General features: G+C 70.5%; 14 protein-coding genes and 1 pseudogene. 10 read left to right on the top strand and 5 right to left on the bottom strand.

Annotated elements, in window-relative coordinates:
• The first annotated feature begins 119 nt into the window (after nucleotides 1-119).
• Nucleotides 120-1,775: an NAD(P)/FAD-dependent oxidoreductase gene (locus ACFWZU_RS05380; protein WP_439700396.1), complete on the top strand. Its 1,656-nt coding sequence runs from the start codon at nucleotides 120-122 to the stop codon at nucleotides 1,773-1,775.
• Nucleotides 1,776-1,811: 36 nt separating this feature from the next.
• Here ACFWZU_RS05380 and ACFWZU_RS05375 read toward each other — a convergent pair whose 3' ends face one another.
• A complete protein-coding gene (locus tag ACFWZU_RS05375) occupies nucleotides 1,812-4,760 on the bottom strand; it encodes a bifunctional diguanylate cyclase/phosphodiesterase (RefSeq protein WP_439700395.1) in 2,949 nt (982 codons plus the stop codon).
• A gap of 218 nt (nucleotides 4,761-4,978) precedes the next feature.
• Between ACFWZU_RS05375 and dinG the strand changes: the two genes are divergently transcribed.
• The 7 genes and pseudogenes from dinG (at nucleotide 4,979) to ACFWZU_RS05340 (ending at nucleotide 10,346) form a co-directional block, all read left to right on the top strand.
• Entirely contained in the window at nucleotides 4,979-7,084 is a 2,106-nt protein-coding gene (dinG, locus tag ACFWZU_RS05370) for an ATP-dependent DNA helicase DinG (protein ID WP_439700394.1), read from the top strand.
• 120 nt (nucleotides 7,085-7,204) lie between these two features.
• The gene (locus ACFWZU_RS05365) at nucleotides 7,205-7,765 is read left to right on the top strand and encodes a HutD/Ves family protein (protein ID WP_439700393.1); all 561 of its coding nucleotides are present in this window, start codon (nucleotides 7,205-7,207) and stop codon (nucleotides 7,763-7,765) included.
• 76 nt (nucleotides 7,766-7,841) lie between these two features.
• Nucleotides 7,842-8,429, top strand: a complete 588-nt coding sequence (locus tag ACFWZU_RS05360) for an NnrU family protein (protein ID WP_439700392.1) — start codon at nucleotides 7,842-7,844, stop codon at nucleotides 8,427-8,429.
• Nucleotides 8,430-8,506: 77 nt separating this feature from the next.
• Nucleotides 8,507-8,704 (top strand): hypothetical protein, encoded by a 198-nt coding sequence (locus tag ACFWZU_RS05355; protein WP_231321914.1) that lies wholly within the window; start codon nucleotides 8,507-8,509, stop codon nucleotides 8,702-8,704.
• Between the two features lies 1 nt (nucleotide 8,705).
• Nucleotides 8,706-9,271 (top strand): annotated as a pseudogene (locus ACFWZU_RS05350) (DUF938 domain-containing protein).
• Between the two features lie 132 nt (nucleotides 9,272-9,403).
• Complete coding sequence (locus ACFWZU_RS05345; protein WP_439700391.1) at nucleotides 9,404-9,871, top strand: lipocalin family protein; 468 nt, start codon at nucleotides 9,404-9,406, stop codon at nucleotides 9,869-9,871.
• A 76-nt stretch (nucleotides 9,872-9,947) separates the two neighbouring features.
• Nucleotides 9,948-10,346 carry a YchJ family protein gene (locus tag ACFWZU_RS05340; RefSeq protein ID WP_439700390.1) on the top strand — a complete coding sequence of 133 codons (399 nt, stop codon included), beginning with the start codon at nucleotides 9,948-9,950 and terminating at the stop codon, nucleotides 10,344-10,346.
• Between the two features lie 122 nt (nucleotides 10,347-10,468).
• Here the strand turns inward: ACFWZU_RS05340 and ligB are convergent, their stop codons facing one another.
• The 4 genes from ligB to ACFWZU_RS05320 form a co-directional block, all read right to left on the bottom strand.
• The gene (ligB, locus tag ACFWZU_RS05335) at nucleotides 10,469-12,154 is read right to left on the bottom strand and encodes an NAD-dependent DNA ligase LigB (RefSeq protein WP_439700389.1); all 1,686 of its coding nucleotides are present in this window, start codon (nucleotides 12,152-12,154) and stop codon (nucleotides 10,469-10,471) included.
• Between the two features lie 243 nt (nucleotides 12,155-12,397).
• Nucleotides 12,398-13,150 (bottom strand): NRDE family protein, encoded by a 753-nt coding sequence (locus tag ACFWZU_RS05330; RefSeq protein ID WP_439700388.1) that lies wholly within the window; start codon nucleotides 13,148-13,150, stop codon nucleotides 12,398-12,400.
• A 91-nt stretch (nucleotides 13,151-13,241) separates the two neighbouring features.
• A complete protein-coding gene (locus ACFWZU_RS05325) occupies nucleotides 13,242-13,820 on the bottom strand; it encodes a TonB-dependent receptor domain-containing protein (protein WP_439700387.1) in 579 nt (192 codons plus the stop codon).
• Between the two features lie 109 nt (nucleotides 13,821-13,929).
• Entirely contained in the window at nucleotides 13,930-16,035 is a 2,106-nt protein-coding gene (locus ACFWZU_RS05320) for a TonB-dependent receptor family protein (RefSeq protein WP_439700386.1), read from the bottom strand.
• A 171-nt stretch (nucleotides 16,036-16,206) separates the two neighbouring features.
• Here ACFWZU_RS05320 and ACFWZU_RS05315 point away from each other — a divergent pair, with 171 nt between their 5' ends.
• Nucleotides 16,207-17,382, top strand: a complete 1,176-nt coding sequence (locus ACFWZU_RS05315) for a murein hydrolase activator EnvC family protein (RefSeq protein WP_439700385.1) — start codon at nucleotides 16,207-16,209, stop codon at nucleotides 17,380-17,382.
• An 86-nt stretch (nucleotides 17,383-17,468) separates the two neighbouring features.
• Nucleotides 17,469-18,809, top strand: a complete 1,341-nt coding sequence (locus ACFWZU_RS05310) for a S41 family peptidase (RefSeq protein ID WP_439700384.1) — start codon at nucleotides 17,469-17,471, stop codon at nucleotides 18,807-18,809.
• Nucleotides 18,810-19,120 lie beyond the last annotated feature (311 nt).

Genomic DNA, 19,120 nt, shown 5'->3' with positions numbered 1-19,120 from the left:
CCTGCCGCAACGCGTCACCTTTGCGCGCCTTGTTCCGGCCGGCCCGACCCGCGGACAATACGCGGCCCGGCGTAACCGACCGCTTTCCCGGTCGCGGCCGCCTGCTCCATGCGAAACCCATGCTGCGACTGACCGACCTCAAGCTCCCGCTGGACCACCCGCCCGAGGCGCTCGCCACGGCGGTGCTCGCACGCCTGGGGCTCCCGGCATCGGCGCTGCGCGGCGTCAGCGTGTTCCGCCGCGGCTACGACGCCCGCAAGCGCGGTGCGATTGCGCTGGTCTACACGCTGGACGTGGATCTGGTCGACGAGGGGGCGGTACTGGCGCGCTTCGCCGACGACCGCCACGTGCAGCCCACGCCCGATACCGGCTATCACCCGGTCGCGCAGGCACCGGCGCGGCTGGAACACCGGCCGATCGTGGTCGGTTTCGGCCCGTGCGGCATCTTCGCGGCATTGATCCTGGCGCAGATGGGCTTTCGGCCCATCGTGCTCGATCGCGGCAAGGCCGTGCGCGAACGCACCAGGGACACCTGGGACCTGTGGCGCAAGCGCAACCTGCATCCGGAATCCAACGTGCAGTTCGGCGAGGGCGGTGCCGGCACGTTTTCCGATGGAAAGCTCTACAGCCAGATCTCCGACCCGCACCACCACGGACGCAAGGTCCTGACCGAATTCGTCAAGGCCGGCGCACCGGAGGAAATCCTCTTTGTCAGCAAGCCGCACATCGGCACCTTCCGGCTGGTGACGATGGTGGAAAACATGCGCGCGACGATCCAGGCGCTCGGCGGGGACATCCGCTTCGACCAGCGCGTGGAGGATCTGCTGGTCGAGACCGCGCCGGACGGCACGCGCCACATGCGCGGCGTGCACATGGCCGACGGCAGCGAGCTGCGCTCGGACCATGTCGTGCTGGCCGTGGGCCACAGCGCGCGCGACACGTTCGAGATGCTGCACGCGCGCGGCGTCTATCTGGAGGCCAAGCCGTTCTCCATCGGCTTCCGGATCGAGCATCCGCAGTCGGTGATCGACCGCGCTCGCTTCGGCCCGCAGGCCGGCCATCCGATCCTCGGCGCGGCCGACTACAAGCTGGTCCACCACGGCAACAAGCCGGGCCAGAGCGGCCGCTCGGTATACAGTTTCTGCATGTGCCCGGGCGGAACCGTGGTCGCGGCCACGTCCGAACCCGGACGGGTGGTCACCAACGGCATGAGCCAGTACTCGCGCAACGAGCGCAACGCCAACGCGGCGATCGTCTGCGGCATCACGCCCGAGGATTTCGCGCCCTACGGCGAGGGCCCGCTGGCGGGCATCGCGCTGCAGCGCCAGTGGGAGTCGCACGCCTTCATGATGGGCGGGAGCGACTACAGCGCGCCGGGCCAGCGCGTGGGCGATTTCCTCGCCGGCCGCGCATCACGGGCCCTGGGCGACGTGCTGCCTTCGTACAAGCCCGGCGTGCACCTGACCGATCTTTCCACCGCCCTGCCCGGCTATGCCATCGGTGCGATCCGCGAGGCGCTGCCGCTGTTCGACCGGCAGATCCGCGGCTTCGCCATGCACGACGCGATGCTGACCGGCGTAGAAACCCGCACCTCCTCGCCGGTGCGGGTCCGACGCAACGACGGCGACTACCAGAGCCTCAACACGCGCGGGTTGTTCCCGGCCGGCGAGGGCGCGGGCTACGCCGGCGGGATCCTGTCGGCGGCGGTGGACGGCATCCGCGTGGCCGAAGCGGTGGCGCTGGCGATCACCGGGTCGGAACCACGGGCGATCTGAAGCCCCTCCCCGTCGGGGGAGAGTAAGCAGAAGCCCTCAGTCGGCGCGACCCTCGCGCCCCAGCCACTTGCCGATCGGCGCGGGGTGCCCGAGCAGGTAGCCCTGGCCCAGTTCACAGCCCATGTCCAGCAGCGCCTCGCGCTGGGCCTGCGTCTCGATGCCTTCGGCGATCACCTGGATGTTGAGCGCGCGCGCCAGCGCCAGGATCGCGGCGACCACGGTGGTCGCGGTGGTGTGTTCCTCTTCGCCCAGCGCGTGCACGAAGGCGCGGTCGATCTTGAGCATGCGCAGCGGCAGCGAGTGCAGGTAGCTCAGCGAGGAGTAGCCGGTGCCGAAATCGTCCAGCGCCGCGCCCACGCCCATCGCGCGCAGGCGTTCGAGCATCGTGCGGACCTGCTCCGGGTTGTCCAGCAGCGAGCCTTCGGTGACCTCCACGATCAGCCGCCAGGGTGGCAGGCCGGTGCGTTCCAGCAACTGCACCAGGCGCGCGTCGAAGTCGCCGTGCCGCAGGTGCAGCGCGGACACGTTGAAGGTGAGGAAGGTGTCCTGGTCGGCCAGCCGCAGGAAGCGCTCGCAGCCGCGCTCGAACAGCCGCCAGTCGATCGATTCGATGTGGCCGCTGTCGTGCGCCACCTTGAGGAAATCGGCCGGCCCGAGCACGCCCAGCTTCGGGTGGTTCCAGCGCAGCAGTGCCTCGTAGCCCACCACCGCGCCATCCTCCAGCCGGCAGAACGGCTGCAGGTAAGGCTCGAACTCGTCGCGCGCCAGCGCCTGGCGCAGTTCGCCTTCCATCGTCAGCACGTCGATGACGTTCTTGGCGAGCGTCTCGTCGAACAGCTCGTAGCGCTTGCGGCCCTGATCCTTGGCGCGGTACAGCGCGATGTCGGCGTCACGCAGCACCTCGTCGGCGGTGACGTAGGTGCTGTCGCCGATGGCAATGCCCATGCTGGCCGAAGGCGCCAGTTCGCGGCCGGCGATCTGCATGGGCACGCCCAGCGCGTCGAGCACGCGCTGCGCCACCGCGACCGCCGCGGAGGGAATCTCGATGTCCTCCAGCAGGATCGCGAACTCGTCGCCGGACAGCCGCGCGACCACGTCCGGCTCGCGCACGCACTCGTGCAGGCGGCGGGCGATCTCCTTCAGGAAGGCGTCGCCGGCCAGGTGGCCAAGGCTGTCGTTGATGACCTTGAAGCGGTCCACGTCCAGGTACAGCAGCGCACAGCGGCGGCCCGGCTCGCGCTGCAGGATCGCCAGCACGCGCTCGAGCCGGTCACGCAGGAACCCGCGGTTGGGCAGGCCAGTGAGGGCGTCGTGCATCACCTCGTGCTTGAGCTGGCTCTGCACGCGTTCGCGTTCGGTGATCTCCTGGCGCAGTTCGGAGGTGCGCTCGGCCACGCGCTGTTCCAGCTCGGCATAGGCGCGCTGCAGCGACACGGCGGCGCGGCGGCGGTGGATGCTGTTGGCGATCTGCAGCGCGGCGAAGGTGAGCAGTTCCTGGTCGGCCTGGTCGTAGTCGATCGAGGGCGTGTAGCTCTGCACCGCGACCAGGCCGATTGCCTGCTCGTCGACCCGCAGCGGCACGCCCAGCCAGCACACCGCCGGGCGGCCCACGCGGACCAGGTCGACCTCGTCCCGCCGCGCGAGCTCCAGCGTATCTTCGTGGAAGGCCAGCAACGGCTGCCCGTTGCGCAGCACGTATTCGGACAGGCCTCGGCCGAGCGGGCGCTCCTGCGCCTTGCGCACGCCGGCGTCGACGTAATAGGGAAACACGAGCTTCTTGCGGTCGTCCGACAGCAGCGCAATGAAGAAATTTTCCGCGTTGATCAGCTCGCCGACCACCGCGTGGGTGCGCTCGTAGAATTCGTTCTCGTCGATGTCCGCGGTCGCCAGCTGTGCCAGGTGGAACAGCGCCGCCTGCAGCCGCTCGGCGCGCTGGCGCTCGAGCACTTCCTGCTGCAGCCCGCGGTTGGCCTGGGCCAGTTCCTGCGTGCGCAGGCGCACGCGCTCCTCCAGCTCGTCCTTGCTCTGCTTGCGTTCCAGCGCGGTGAGCACATGGCTGCCGACGAATTCCAGCAGCGCGCGGTCGTCTTCGGAAAAGCCGATGCCGGGCTGGTAGCTCTGCACCACCAGCGCGCCATGCACCTGGCCGTCGCGCAGCATCGGCACCCCGAGCCAGTCGACCGCTGCCGGGCCGGAGGGCGCGAAAGTGCCGCTCACCTGCCGGCTGATCTGCTCCAGGCTGCCCATCAGCGCCTTGCCGCCGGTGAGCAGGTGCCAGGTCATCGAGTTGCGCAGGCTCTCCAGCGGCACGTCGTGGCTGGTATCCGGCGCGTCGGTGTCCTCGACGTCGGCGTAATACAGGAACCGCATCGTGCCGTGCTGCGGGTCGCTGCGCACGATGAAGAAGTTTTCCGCATACATCAGCGTGCTGACGATACCGTGGAGGCGCTTGAGCATCTCGGGCATGTCCAGGTCGGACCCGGCCAGGTCCGAGATCGCGAACAGCGCACGCTGCAGTACTTCCGAACGCACCAGTTGCTTGTGCGAGTCTTCCAGGTCGGCCAGCTTCAGCGCGCGCTGGAGGTACGGCCCGGCCAGGCCCAGAAAGGGACCGAGCTGGAGCAGCAGCGGTTCCGCGGCCTGGCCGCGTTCCAGTTCGAGCATCAGGAACGCGCGCTCCTGCGGCAGCAGGCGCAACAGCAACTCCTGCCCCTGGCGCACGGATGTCCGGCCGCTGGATGCCAGCAGGGCACGGGCCCGGCCCACGCGGGCGTAGTCGGGCGGCCGGCCGCTGCTGCTGTAGGCGCGCGGCAACCCGCTGCCGGCCCAGGCCACGACGGCGTGGCAGCAACCGGCCAGTTCCTGTGCGAAGTTGGCCACGACGGTGGCGACCTCGGCGGGCGTGGTCGCCTCCACCAGGCGGGCCAACCAGGCCGCCTCGTCGCCGCTCGAGGGCTCCAGCGGCGTGGCACGTGAGAAATTCATGCGCGCGCCCCGCGGCGCGGCCGATCGCCGCAGCCATCGGCCCGCTCATGCGCCCCTGCCCTGCCATAGCGCCGTTTCATGGGATTCCCGTACCGCCCCTCGGTTTCAGCCCACGCGTGATGCATACCACAACATCGACCGCCGCGAACCTATCTTGAGCCGCGTGCATGCGGCGCAACGCCAGGGCGGAGCCCGCCGGCGCGGGCTAGAATCGCACGATGCTCACCGATGCCACCAAGGACGCGATACGCGCCGCCTACGCACGCCTGAAGGAAGGTCTTCCCGGCTTCCGCCCGCGTGCCGCCCAGGGCCGGATGATCGCCGAGGTGGCCAAGGCGCTGGCGACCGAAGGCGGCGCCGCGGTGGTCGAGGCGCCGACCGGCACCGGCAAGTCGATGGCCTATCTGATCGCCGGCATGGAAGTGGCGCGTGCGCAGAAGAAGAAGCTGCTGATCGCGACCGCCACGGTGGCGCTGCAGGAGCAGCTGGTCGAGCGCGACATCCCGCTCTATCTCAAGCTCGACGGCAGCCAGGCAAAGGTTGCGCTGGCCAAGGGCCGCGGCCGCTACCTGTGTCCGCGCAACCTGGCCATGGCGCGCCAGAGCCTGGGCGCGGAAGCCAGCCAGCTCGGGCTGGGCTTCGACGCCGACCTCGCGCTGTGGTCCAAGCCACCGCCCGAGCGGGACAAGCAGGCCTTGTCCAAGCTCGCCGGCGCCTTCGAGCGCGGCGAGTGGAACGGTGACATGGACGCCGCGCCGGAACCGGTGGGCGATTTCCTCAAGCCGATGCTCACCACCAGCGCCGGCGGCTGCACCGGGCGCAAGTGCATCCATTTCATGCAGTGCCCGTTTTTCGCGGCGCGTCGCGCGGTGGCGGATGCCGACCTGATCGTGGCCAACCAGGACCTCGTGCTGGCCGACCTGACCATGCCCGGCGAGGACGAAGGCTGGGGCGGCGTGATCCTGCCCAAGCCGACCGAAACGTTGTACGTGTTCGACGAGGCGCACCACGTGCCGGCCAAGGCGATCGACCGCGGCGCCGCCGAGGTGTACCTGGGCGCCAGCGTGCGCCAGCTGAGCCGCCTTGCGCGCCAGGTGTACGCGGCCTACTCGCTCACCGACAAGGAATCGCTGGGAAAAATCACCCTCGATGCCGGCGATGCGAAGCTGCAGGAACTTTCCGACGGCCTGGAGGAACTGGAAAAGGCGATCCGCCTGGCCTGGCTGCCTGACCCGGCCGAGAACGAGCCGATGTACCGCGGCTCGCTCGGCCAGTTGCCGGAGGACTGGGTGCTGCAGGCACAGGCGCTGCATGCGCAGACCGCCGAAGTCCAGCGCTGGCTCACCGCCGTGCGCCGCGCAGTGGTGGAGATGACCGACGGCGGCCCCACCCAGGAGGCGCTCGCGCGCGAGCTGGGCATGGCACTGGAGCGGCTGGACCGGCAGGAACGCACCTGGCACGCCTGGGCGGGCGACGATGCCGAGGACGCGCCACCGCTGGCGCGCTGGGTGACGCTCGCCGGCGACCAGCAGCTGGTCTGCCATGCCTCGTCCGTGTCCGCCGGCGGCCTGCTGCGCCACGTACTGTGGAACAACGCCAGCGGCGTGGTGCTGACCTCGGCGACGCTGAGCGCGGGCGGCAACTTCCGCGGCTTTGCCGATGCCGTGGGCCTGCCCGATGACGCCGTCACCCTGAGCCTGCCCTCGCCGTTCGACCTGGCCGCGCAGGCGCGGCTGGAAGTGCCGGCGATCGACGTGCTGCCGGACGCGCGCGAAGCCCATGCGCAGGCGATCTGCGACTGGATCGACGAACACCTGGACTGGAACGCGGGCAACCTGGTGTTGTTCACCTCGCGCGCCAAGCTCGACCGCGTGCTGCAGCGGCTGCCGATCGACAAGGTGCGCAAGGTGCGCGCGCAGGGCTCGCTCGGCAAGGCGCAGCTGATCGCCGAACACATCGCCGATGTCGAATCGGGCAAGGGCAGCACGTTGTTCGGCCTGGCCTCTTTTGGCGAAGGCCTGGACCTGCCCGGCAAGCTGTGCGAAACGGTGGTGATCACCCAGCTGCCGTTCGCCGTGCCGACCGATCCGGTCGGCGCCACCTACGCCGAGTGGCTGGAATCGCGCGGGCGCAACCCGTTCCTGGAAGTGAGCATTCCCGAAGCCACGCGCCTGCTCACGCAGTACTGCGGGCGCCTGATCCGCAGCGAGACCGACCGCGGCCGCATCGTGTTGCTCGACCGGCGCGTGGTGACCAAGCGCTACGGCGCGGGCATGCTGCGCGCGTTGCCACCGTTCCAGCGGGTGATCGAGCACGTCGCGTAGGGCCGGGCGCGTCGCCCTGCCAAACGAAGCCCGCAGCGCGGAAGGCGAAGCAGCGGGCCCGCCCGAACCCGCCTGGGCGGGCCGCCGACGCGGGGCCGAGGCCCACCCTACAATGCCGCCATGCCCATCCTTCGCCTGCACGACTGCCCTGCCCGCGCCTGGAAGAACGGCCTGGGCCGCACCCGCGAGCTGGCCGTGGCACCGCCCGGCGCCGGCATGGACGACTTCCTCTGGCGCGTGAGCGTGGCCGAGGTCGACCGTGCCGCGCCGTTCTCCGCCTTTCCCGGCATCGATCGCATCATCGTGCTGCTGGAGGGCGAGGGCTTCACCATGCTGCTCGACGACGGTCGCAAGCACGCGCTGACCGAACCGTTCGCACCGTTCGCGTTTCCCGGCGAGGCGCAGGTGGCGGTGGCATTGGCCGGCGGCGCCACCCGCGACTTCAACCTCATGGTCCGGCGCGGTCGCGCGCGCGGCCGCATCGCGGTCTGGCGCCAGCCCGGTCACGCCAGGCTGCAGGTGGAGACGGTGCTGCTGTTCTGCGCGCGCGGCCGGCTGGAACTGGACGGCCAAGTGCTGGAAACGGGCGACGCCTGGCTGCGGACGGCGACGGCTCCCGCACGCCTGCAGTTGGCAGCCGGTGCCGTGGTGCTTGCGGTGGACATCCTGCCGGCCGACTGAACGCGCGTGGCCATGCCATCGTCACGACGGCTCGCCACACGGCGCCTATGATCGGCCCGAAACCGGGGAGAAGCGCATGCAGCTGATGATCTACGGCCTGTTCGTTTTTCTCGGCATCCACGTGGTGCCGCTGGTGTTCCCGCGATGGCGCCGCCGGCAGATCGAGCGGTTCGGCGAGCGGGCCTGGAAGGGTGTGTTCGCCCTGGTGGCCTTGGCCGGCCTGGTGCTGATCTGCATCGGGTTCGGCCAGGCGCGGCGGTTGCCGCTGGTGCTTTACGCGCCGCCGCCGTCGATGGATCACCTCAACGCGCTGTTCACCCTGGTGGCCTTCGTGCTGGTGGTCGCCGCCTACGTGCCACGCAACCACATCAAGTCGGCGCTGGGCCAGCCCATGTTGCTGGGCGTGGTGGTGTGGGCGTCGGGCCACCTGCTCGCCACCGGCCTGTTGTACGACGTGGTGCTGTTCGGTGCGTTCCTGTCCTGGGCGTTGCCGATGGCGATCTGGTTGCGCCAGCGCGACCGGCTGGAAGGCATCGCCTACCCTGCGGGCACGCTGCCCGGCGATGCGGTCGCGGTGGTGATCGGTATCGTTGCATGGGGCCTGTTCGCCTTCTGGCTGCATGGCTGGCTGATCGGGGTCGACCCGATGGCCGGCATGCATTGACGGGTGCCGCCAGTCATCTTCGCGCCGGCAACCGGCCGCGATAGAGTCCTTCCCTTCCCACCACCCGAGGTACGGCCATGGTCGGTTTCCTGCTCTGGTTGCTGCTGCTCGTGTTCTGCTGGCCGCTGGCGCTGCTGGCGCTGGTGCTGTGGCCGATCGTCTGGTTGATCTCGCTGCCGTTCCGGCTGGTGGGGATCACGCTGCACGCGGTGTTCGCCTTCCTCGGCGCGCTGCTGATGCTGCCTGCCCGCGTGCTGCGCGGCCGCCCGGCCTGAGATGGGCAAGCCGTTCGCGCCGGGCTGCGAACGCAACCGCGAGCCGATCCTGGACGTGTTGCGCGAGGCCTTCTCGGGCTGCTCGCGCGTGCTGGAGATCGGCAGCGGCACCGGCCAGCACGCGGTGCATTTCGCCGCGGCCATGCCGTGGCTGAACTGGCAGTGTTCCGACCGCGGCGAGTACCTGCCCGGCATCCGCGCCCAGGCGGTTGGCCCTGCACACGCTACGACGCGGTGTTCAGCGCCAACACGCTGCACATCATGGGCTGGGCGGAAGTCGGGCAGCTGTTTGCGCGCCTGCCTGCCGTCACGACCGATGGCGCGGTGCTGGTCATCTACGGCCCGTTCAACTATGACGGCGACTACACCAGCGAAAGCAACGCCGCCTTCGACCGCTCGCTGACGATGCGCGATCCGCGCATGGGCCTGCGCGATGCGGAGGCGGTCGACGCGCTGGCACGCGCCGCCGGTTTCGAGCTGCTCGAAGATCGCGCGATGCCGGCCAACAACCGCTGCCGCGTGTGGCGGCGGCAACGTGATCCGCACGACGAGACGCGGGCCGGTTGACACCGGATTGATCGCCAGGCGTGCTTCATGAGGGGGCTTTCGTCGTTCGGGGAGCCCATGCAACAGGACACAGGCAGGCGATCACCACGTCCGGTGCGCAGCACCGGCGCCACCGCGCGTGGCGTAGAAGCCGTGCCATGGCTGGACCTCGAACGCTACATCGGGCGCTGGCACGGCTTGGCCTGGCTGCCGCTGCCGTTCCAGCGCCGCTGCTGGGGCGAACTCACGCTGGAATACGTGCCACGCGACGACGGCCTGGTCGCGGTGGTCAGCGCCTGCCGTGACGAGGATGGCCGGCTGAGCGAAGCGCACGGCGTACTGCGCCAACCCGAGCCCTTGCGCGAACCGGCACGGCTGCAACTGCGCTTCGCCCCGGCCTGGTTGAACCGCCTGCGCTTGGTGTGGAACGAGCATTGGGTGATCGCCCTCGATGCCGACTACCGCTGGGCCGTGGTCGGCGAACCGCGGCGCCGCTACCTGTGGATCCTGAGCCGCGAACCGCGCATGGACTACCACCTGTTCGAGGAGCTCAAGGCCATCCCGCGGCGCATGGGTTACGACCTGGCGCCACTGCTGGTCGCGCGCCAGCGGGCCGACTGATCGATCGGCGCGTTGCATTTTCCGCACGAGCCGTCAGGATGACCGGCAGCACTCTTCCGGTGGATTTCTGCATAACGTGCGCGCCGTCGATACCCTCACTCCCTGCCCTTGCGGCAACCCGGCCGGCTATGCGCACTGCTGCGGGCCGCTGCATGAGGGGCGCGCCGCGCCGACCGCCGAAGCGCTGATGCGTTCGCGCTACAGCGCGTACGTGTTGAAGCGCGAGGACTACCTGCTGGCCACCTGGCATCCGAGCACGCGCCCGGCGCACCTGAAGCTCGCCGCGCAGCAGCCGGCGCCGAGCTGGCTCGGGCTGTCCGTGAAGCGTCACGAGGACGGCGCGGTCGAGGCGGTGGTCGAATTCGTCGCGCGCCTGCGCTACGGCGGCGGGCGGGCACAGCGCCTGCACGAGGTAAGCCGGTTCCTGCGCGAGGGTGGCCGCTGGTATTACGTGGACGGCGAGATCCTGGCCTAGCGGTCCTGCGGGCAGCCCCCCCCTGTAGGAGCGCACCTGTGCGCGACCACGATGGCCAGTCGCACAGCAGATTGCCCCCGGTCGCGCACAGGTGCGCTCCCGCAGGGATTCCGCGTGTTGGGTCAGAACCCGGTGGCACCCATCGCGTGCAGTCGCGCGGCGAGGCGGCCCACCTCCGGGTGGCGGAAGAAGGCCTGCAACCGCGCGGCCCCGGCGGGACCGACGCCCGGCTCCTTCGCCCATGCCGCCGCGTCCCGCGCCGCCAGCACACCCCAGTTGGGCAGAGCGGCATTCCCCGCTGGCGGCATGCCCATCGCGCGCAGCCAGGATGCAAACCCGGCCGCCCGCGCATGTGCGAATGCCCGGGACAGCTTTGCGCCACGGGTGGCGCCGATGCCCGGCACCGCCGCCAGCTGCGCGGGCGTGAGCGAGAGCCAGTCCAGGACGCCGTGCACCAGCCCGGCATCGACCAGGGCGCGCCAGGTTGTCTCGCCGATGCCATCGATGCGCAAGCCTTGCCGACCGCCGAGCCAGACCAGCCGCGCCAGGAACTGGCGCTCGCAACCGGCATCGGGATGCCAGCAGTCCAGGCCATCGCGCGTCGTTGCCGGCGGGACGACTACCGCAGCACGCTCGCGGGTGCGCCACACCACGCCGTCGAAGCGCGGGATGGTGAGGCCGGCCAACGAGAGCGCGACCTGGTCGCCCGGTCGTGCGTCGAGCTTGCGCCAGCGGGCCAGCGAGCCGACGCTCACGCGTCGCACCGTGCGGTCGTCCAGTACCACCGGCTCCAGCTCGAGCACCACGCTGATGCGGCCGCGCCGCCCGCGGCGGAAGTCCACCGCGCGCACCGTGGCCAGCGCCCTGGCGGGCGGGTATTTCCAGGCGACCGCCCAGTCCGGTGGCGCGGGCTGCCACGCGGTGCCGCGCGGCCGGTGGCCCTGGCGCAGCACGGTGCCGTCGCTGGCGAAGGGCAGCGCCTGGCGGTACCAGCGCTCGCGCCAGCGGCGGACCTGCGCGAGGCTCGTCACCGGCTGGGTCAGCGCCACGCTGGCGCCGAAGCCCATGGCCTGGAGGCCCGCCAGTCGCGCACGCATGTCGGCCGGCCCGCTCGGCCAGTCCCACACGAACAGGCCGATGTGTGCCGCCGTCCGGGCGTCGAAAGGTTGGCGTGCCAGCGCACCGGCGACATCGGCACGCGCACGCACGCCGCCCTCGGTGGCCTGCCGGTGCCCCGGCAGGCGCCAGACCAGCTCGCCCTGCAGCACCACGCGCGGTGGCGCGTGCGCGAGGCGTTTCGGCACGGCCGCAATCCTTTCCACCTGCGCGGTCCAGTCCGAGCCATGCAGGCCGTCGCCACGGCTCACGGCCTGGCGCAGCTCGCCCTCGACATACAGCAAGGTGACGGCCACGCCGTCGGCCTTGGGCTGCACCCACAGGTCGCGGTCGCCACGCTCATGCATCCACGCCTGTACGGCCGCCGCATCGGGGAGCTTGGCCAGGCCGGTCTGCGCGATCGGCGCGCGGACGGGGCCGGTCGCATCGGCCAGGTGCGCCAGCGCCGGCGGCGCCTGTCCGGGAAAGCACGCGCGCCAGCTTTCGTAGCGGGCGAGGGCCTGGTCGTAGATCGCGTCGTCGACGGGCGAGCGGCCGTCCGTGCGGTAGGCGTGGTTCCAGCGGTCGAGCTGATCGTGCAGGGCCTGCAGCTCGTGCGTGGCGCGCGGGGTATCCCAGGCTGGGCAGGTGGCCAGGCAAGGTCTGATCAGCAGGCAGGCGGCCAACAGCCACCAGCGCCATCCGTGTGGCATCGAACCCTTCCTCGTGTGTGGCGGGTTAAACACGGTAGCGGTGCGCCGAGCGTTGGCGCAGTGGCGGTGCGCCGATCGGTTGCGTAGGGCGCACCCGATCGGGAGGTGGGGCGATGGCGGAGGAAGCGGTGGGGTTTTAAGGCGAGCCCCGGCCCCTCACCCAACCCTCTCCCCGGCGGGGAGAGGGCTCGCATCGCGCACGGCCTGGATGTCCGGCCCGCGGCGCGATCTTCGCGGGCAGCTTCACCAGGCCATGTCGCTCTGTCCGTCTGGACGTCCATCCGATCCGAACCGTCGCTCCATGATCCGCCCGCCACCCGTGCGGTCGATCAGCACCAGCGTGCTCGCGCGCGTGCCGTATTCGGGCCCGCGGATGAACGCGGGCGAGAGCCAGCGTTCCCGTTCGCGGCCGACGCCGGTATCGGGAAGCTCATGGTCGAGGGCGGGCTGCTCGTCGGCCAGCGCCGCGAACAGCGGCGCGGCGTCTTCAGCGCCTTCGTCCAGCCATGCCTGCAGGCGCGCCATCAGCTGACGCGTCTTCGGCCACGGCGTGTTGAAGTCGGCGTTGGACAGCCCGTGCACGCCCGGCGTCACCGCCTGCATGCGCGGCTCCGGCTGGTTGCCCAGGTAGAAGGCCGCCTGCGCGTCGAAGGTGAGCAGGTTGAACGGGCGATAGCGGGCTGCATCCCGGCACAGCGCGCGCGCGTGCGTGGTGGCGTCGGCCTCGCCGCGCAGCCAGTCGGTGACCAGCAGGCCGCGTGATAGCCCGGTCTGCGGCTGGCGCGGGTCGCGCACGTTGGTGACCACGCCGCAACGCCCGAGCGGGCTTACTCCGAGCCAGGTGCCGCCGGCTTCCAGATCGCGCCCGGCGATCACCGGCATGTCGCTCCACCGGGCCAGCGGCGCGCTCGGGCGCGCGTGGTATTCGTCGCGGTTGCCCGCCAGCACCAGCGGCCAGCGCGGATGGACGTTCCAGGCGAAAGCGATCAGGCACATGGACGGCTCGGGCCAAATGGAAAGGACTATTGTCGCCGACAAAAAAGGGTGCGCCGTTGGCGGCGCGCCCCGGAAGGCCCGCGTGCGCGGGTTACATCTTGTACTTCACGCCCACCGTGTAGAACCGCCCGACCATGCCCATCTGCGACCAGGTCGGGTTGTAGTTGACGCCGGCGTAGTTCGCCGGATCGAACGGCGCACGGCGATCGAACGCGTTGAGGACCGACGCATAGACCGAAAAGTGGTCGTTGAAGTCGTAGTTGCCGGTGAGATCGAACTGCGTCCAGGCGCCCACGTGGCAGCTCGGCGGGAACGGATCGCCGTTGTCGTCGGTGGAGATGCAACCCTCGCCCGCGTCCGGCGACTCCATGCTGATGCCGCTGGTGTAGTACAGCGTGCCGGTGATCGTCGCCGGGCCGAACACGAAGCTGTTCGACCAGGTCGCGCGGTCACGCGGCGTACCGGCGCCGGAGGACACGGCGTACACGCCGTGCGTGCCGACGAAGCGCTGCACCGTGCCGTCCTGCAGGGTGAGGTTCCACTCGAAGATGCGCGTGGCACTGAACTCGCTGCGCAGCTTCACGCCGCCGAAGTCGAAGTTGCCGATCAGGTCCAGGTCCACGCCCTTGGTCTGCAACGCGTTCTGGTTGACGTAGGGCGCCTGCACCACCTGGCGGAAACCGACACATGTCGGCCGCTGGCACGCTGTATGCCCAGTGCCTCGGCGGTTCTCCACCACGCACGCGTTTGCCGGCGTGGACGCCTATACCGCCATACGGCTACAGCTCCAGGCGGATGCCGACCGTCACGCTCCGGCCCGGTGCCGGTTCGTAGTAGCGGCCGTTGCCGTCGTTGACGATCACCGAGCCGACGATGTGGCGGTCGAACAGGTTGTCCACCCGTGCGGAGACATGCAGCCGGGTGTCGCCGAGCGCCAGGCCGTAGCCCAGGTCGAGGCCCGTGCGCAGGTACCCGGGCGCCGTGGCACTGTTGCGGTCGTCCACCGGCACCGCACCCACGCCTTCGAGTTCGAGGCCGCCACGCCATCCCAGCTCGCTCCCACGTTCCAGACGCAACGAGCCGTAACGCCGCGGCACGCCCGGGATGCGCGTGCCGGCCGGCACCATCAGGTCCGGTACGAGACAGGGCGTGTCGGCGCACGCCAGGAAGCCGCTGCGGAAACGCGCATCCAGCCAGGTCAGCCCAAGGCGCAGCCTCCAGCCGGCGCCGAGTTCGCCGTCGACCGACAGCTCCGCACCCTGTCGCCGGCTGCGCCCCACGTTGCGATACGTCGAGCGTCCGTCGTGGCTGCTCGCCACCGCCAGCTCGTCACGGCTGTCCGCGCGGAACAGTGCCAGCTCGACGCCGAGCTCATCGTGCGGTTGCCACTTCAGGCCCAGTTCGCCGTTGCGGCTGCGCACCGGCGCAAGGTCGAGCGCCAGGCCCGCGCCGCCATCGTTCCGATAGCCGAGCTCGTTGAAGGTGGGCGTCTCGAAGCCCTCGCCGTAGCTGGCGTACAGGCGCAGGTGCGCGCCAGGCCGGTAGTCGAGGCCTGCCACCGGCGTGGTCGCACGGTAACGCACGCGACCGCTGTCATCGGGATTGGCGGTGGTGACGTAGCGGTCGCGCGCGCGGAACGCGACCTCGCTGTGGCGCGCGCCGAGCAGCAGCGACCAGCGCTCGGCGAGGTGCCAGTACAACTGCGCGTACTGATCGAACGCCTGCACGCGGTCACGCTCGTCGCGACGAAGCGCCCCCGTCACGCCGAGGGTGTCGCCGACGAAGTTCTCGTAGCCGCGGCGATGCTGGTCCTGCGCGTCCCAACTCGTGCCCAGCACCGCTTCCAGCGGGCGCCCCAGCGCCTGCCCGCGATGGGTCCAGCGCGCATCGGCGCCACCGTAGCCGCCCGCCAGGTCGATCACCCCGCCGGCGCTGAGCGGACTTTGCTGCGCCACGGGCGGGATCGACAGCACCTGGTCCACCGCGCGCTGGCCGGCGTAGCCCATCAGGCGCACGCCATCGTGCTCGCCCTCGGCGCGCCAGGTCGCACCCAGCTGCTGCTGTTGCACGCGCTTGCGGGTGTCGAAGGCGGTGGCGGCGTCGACCGAGTGGCGGGGATCGGCCCGCCACTGCGCGCGGGTGAGGCCCAACGGGTCCTGCGTCCACGGCTGTGCCAGCGTGTCGAGTACGACGGTCAGCGTCCGCCCGTTGCCCAGGTCGAATCCCAGCCGTGCGTTGCCGGAGGTGCGTTGTGCGCGGCTGTGTGCACGGTAGCCGTCGGTGCGGAAATGGCCCAGCGTCACGTTGTAGTCGAGCGGACCGGTCATGCCACGCGCTCCGGCACCCAGGTGCCAGCTGACATCGGCACCGGCGAACGCTTCCAGCGTGCGCACCGGCACCGGCCCGCCGGCGGCCGTCCATACCTGCACCACCCCGCCGGAGGAATTGCCGTACAGCGCCGAGAACGGCCCGCGCAACACCTCCACGCGATCGGCCGCGGCCAGCGCGATGTGCGAAAGCTGGCCCTGCCCGTCCGGCATCGTGGCGGGGATGCCGTCGACGTACAGCCGCACGCCGCGCACGCCGAAGCTGGCCCGCGCGCCGAAGCCGCGGATCGAGAGTTGCTCGTCCTGTGCGTAGTTCTGCCGGTCTCTTGCCAGCACGCCGGGCACGCCGACCAGTGCCTCGGAAAGATTCACGCCCGGCTTGCCGCTGGCGCTGGTGGCTACCGGCACGCGGGACAGCGCGGCCGGCAGGTCGAACGTCGGGATGTCCAGCCGCACCGCCTGCACCGGCACCGGAGGCAACTCGGTGACAGTCTGCGCCGCGAGCGCCAGTGGCCAGCCGGCCACCGCGATCGCGGTCCACGTTCGACGCTTGCCCATCGACGTACCTGTCCGCTGACGAACGACCATGGTAGCGGCCGCCCGTGCAGGCGCTGTCGCCGGTGGCGCGGGGCGGGCTCCAGGCCCTCCGTTCGTCCGTCACCGCGCCGGTGGCCGAAACCCGCCGATGCCCGCCCTACGACGTGTCCGCTTCGGGGATAATCGGTCCCCATGCGCCACGCCACCCTTCGTGCCCTCGCCCGCCTGCTGACCTCCATCGCACTGGCCTTCGCCGTGCCGGCCATCGCGCAGGATGCCTCCCTGCACAAGCAGGCCCAGGCCAAACAGCAACTGGCCGAACTGCGCAGCAAGATGGAAGCATTGGCCCGCGAGCAGGCACAGACCGCCGCCCGCCGCGACAGCGCCAACGCCGAACTGGCGCGCCAGGCCAGCGCACTGGCCGAGGCCGCCCGCGCGCTGCGCGAGGCCGACGCCGCACTGGCGGCCAAGCAACAGGAACTGGAACAGCTCCAACAGCAGCGCAGCGACCTGGAACAGCGCCTGGCCGGCCAGCGCGCGGCCATCGCCGACCTGCTGCGCGCCACCTACACGCTGGGCCGCGGCACCGACCTGCGTCTGCTGCTGGGCGACCAGGACCTGGCGCAGATCGCCCGCGCACTGGCCTACTCGAAGTATTTCCAGCAGGACCGCGCCGCGCGCGTGGCCGATCTGATGAACGAGCTCGGCCGGCTGCAGCAACTGGAGGCCGACATCACCGCCGAGCAACAGGCCCTGGCCGCCACCCGCGCCGAGCGCGCGGACAAGGCCCAGGCGCTCACCGCGCAGCGCGCCGCGCAGCAGAAGCTGGTTGCCCAGGCCAACGCCAAGTACAAGGACGAGGGCCAGCGCCTGGCCGCGATGAAGCAGAACGCGCAGTCGCTGGACCACCTGGTCGACCAGCTGCAGCGTGCGATCGACGAGGCCGCACGCGAGGCGGCGCGCAGCGAGCGCGCCAGCCCCGCCGCGCCCAGCCGTGCCGGCGGCAAGGCGGACATCCGGGGCAACCTGCCCTGGCCCGCCTCCGGTGCGGTGGTCAACTACGGTAACGGCGTGCTGATCAAGGCCGAGGGCGGCAGCGAAGTGCATGCGGTGGCGCGCGGCCGGGTGGTCTACGCGGCCTTCCTGCGCGGTTACGGCCTGCTGGTGATCCTCAACCACGGCGATGGCTGGCTGAGCATGTACGGCAACAACGAAAGCGTGCTGCACAACGTCGGCGACCAGGTCGAGGCGGGCGAGGCGATCGGCACCGCCAGCCCGACCACCGGCCTCAACACCGGCGTGTATTTCGAACTGCGTCACAAGAACAAGCCGGTCGACCCGCGCGGCTGGCTGGCCAAGCGCCGTTGACGCCCCCTGCGGCGCACCGCAGGCTAACTTTGGAACGACCACGCTGCCGCGCGGTCGAAATCCGCCGGATACCCAGGAGTCTTCGCATGCATCCGATCCCCCGTGCCCTGGCCTGCGCCGTGACCGCCGCGCTGGCGTTCGCGCCGCTGCATGCACAGCAGGCGCCGGCCAGCGCCGCGAGCTCGGCGGCGCCGGCCAAGGCCGCCAGCGCGCCCGACCCGGTCGACCTGGACGACGTGCGCAACTTCAGCCGCGTGTACGAAGTGGTCCGCCAGGCCTACGTCGAGCCGGTCGACAACAAGACGCTGATGAAGGCCGCGATCAGCGGGATGCTGAGCGGACTGGACCCGCACAGCGAATACCTGGACAGGCAGGGCCTGCAACAGCTTTCCGAAGACACCACCGGCCAGTACAGCGGCCTGGGCATCGAGGTGCTGGAGGTCGACGGCACGCTGCGCATCATCGCCCCCATCGACGACACCCCGGCCGCGCGCGCCGGCATCAAGCCCGGCGACACCATCGTCAAGATCAACGGCAAGCCGGTCGACCCCGAAAACGTGGACGACATGTTCAAGCAACTGCGTGGCGAGCCTGGCAGCAAGGTCACGCTATCGATCCTGCACGAGAACAGCGACAAGCCGATCGACATGCACCTGGTGCGCGAGCAGATCTCGGTGACCAGCGTGAAGCTGCGCGAGCTGCAACCCGGCTACGCCTACATCCGCATCAGCCAGTTCCAGGAAGACACCGCCGACGACCTGGAGCGCAAGTTCGCCGCGTACGTGACCAGGCACGGCCAGCCCAAGGGCGCCGTGCTCGACCTGCGCTCCAACCCCGGCGGCCTGCTCACCTCGGCGGTGGCGGTCAGTGACGACTTCCTGGACGCAGGCGGCATCGTGAGCACGCGCGGACGGTTGGCCGACGCCAATCTCAAGTTCGACGCGCACCCGGGCGATCTGCTTCAAGGCGCGCCGATGGTGCTGCTGGCCGACAACGGCACCGCCTCGGCGGCGGAGATCGTCGCCGGGGCGCTGAAGGACAACCATCGTGCGCTGATCGTGGGCCGGCGCACCTTCGGCAAGGGCGTGGTGCAGACCGTGCTGCCGCTGGATGCCGACCACGCGGTCAAGCTCACCACCGCCCGCTACTACACGCCCAACGGCACCTCGATCCAGGCTGAAGGCATCAAGCCTGACATCGCGCTGGCCGAGCTCACCGTCAACCCTGCCGACAGCGCGCCCGAGCCGATCAATTCCGAGGCGGATCTGAAGCACCACCTGGCCAACGAGAACACCGCGGCCCAGGACATCGACAACGACGGCAGCGCCGATAACGCCAAGCTCGCCACCGAGGACTACACGCTGGCGCAGGCGTTGAACATCCTCAAGGGGCTGGCGCTGGGGCATCGCGTGGACGCCGTGAAGTAGCGCTTCCACCGTGCGGCTTGCTCCCTCACCTCCGGAGAGCGGCCTGGACTGAGGGGGACAAGGCTTGCGGGGAATGCGGCGAGCCGGGCCTTTGCCGCGAAGAGCAACCGCTCCATGCAACCGCCGGGCGAGCCCCGGCCCCTCACCCCAACCCTCTCCCCGCAGGGGAGAGGGAGCCACAAGCGTGGCCTGCCGCAAGGTAGGCGCACCCCGCCCTCGCAATGAGCGAAAGGGCCGTTCGAAACACGCCGATCACCATTACAACCGTGCGGCAACTTGACTCCCTCTCCCCGGCGGGGAGAGGGCTGGGG

Origin of the sequence: Frateuria sp. GZRR33, from assembly GCF_051900425.1 — a bacterium.
In the GTDB taxonomy this organism is placed as follows: domain Bacteria; phylum Pseudomonadota; class Gammaproteobacteria; order Xanthomonadales; family Rhodanobacteraceae; genus Frateuria_A.
The sequence above is the reverse complement of the archived record's forward strand: the minus strand, read 5'-3'. Positions and strand labels throughout refer to the sequence as shown.

Bases quoted from the DNA above. Each gene is read 5' to 3' on its own strand.
- ACFWZU_RS05355 (WP_231321914.1), top strand. From the start codon at position 8,507: ATGGTCGGTTTCCTGCTCTGGTTGCTGCTGCTCGTGTTCTGCTGGCCG.
- ACFWZU_RS05315 (WP_439700385.1), top strand. From the start codon at position 16,207: ATGCGCCACGCCACCCTTCGTGCCCTCGCCCGCCTGCTGACCTCCATC.
- dinG (WP_439700394.1), top strand. From the start codon at position 4,979: ATGCTCACCGATGCCACCAAGGACGCGATACGCGCCGCCTACGCACGC.
- ACFWZU_RS05320 (WP_439700386.1), bottom strand. From the start codon at position 16,035: ATGGGCAAGCGTCGAACGTGGACCGCGATCGCGGTGGCCGGCTGGCCA.
- ACFWZU_RS05330 (WP_439700388.1), bottom strand. From the start codon at position 13,150: ATGTGCCTGATCGCTTTCGCCTGGAACGTCCATCCGCGCTGGCCGCTG.
- ACFWZU_RS05310 (WP_439700384.1), top strand. From the start codon at position 17,469: ATGCATCCGATCCCCCGTGCCCTGGCCTGCGCCGTGACCGCCGCGCTG.
- ACFWZU_RS05365 (WP_439700393.1), top strand. From the start codon at position 7,205: ATGCCCATCCTTCGCCTGCACGACTGCCCTGCCCGCGCCTGGAAGAAC.
- ligB (WP_439700389.1), bottom strand. From the start codon at position 12,154: ATGCCACACGGATGGCGCTGGTGGCTGTTGGCCGCCTGCCTGCTGATC.
- ACFWZU_RS05360 (WP_439700392.1), top strand. From the start codon at position 7,842: ATGCAGCTGATGATCTACGGCCTGTTCGTTTTTCTCGGCATCCACGTG.
- ACFWZU_RS05375 (WP_439700395.1), bottom strand. From the start codon at position 4,760: ATGAATTTCTCACGTGCCACGCCGCTGGAGCCCTCGAGCGGCGACGAG.
- ACFWZU_RS05380 (WP_439700396.1), top strand. From the start codon at position 120: ATGCTGCGACTGACCGACCTCAAGCTCCCGCTGGACCACCCGCCCGAG.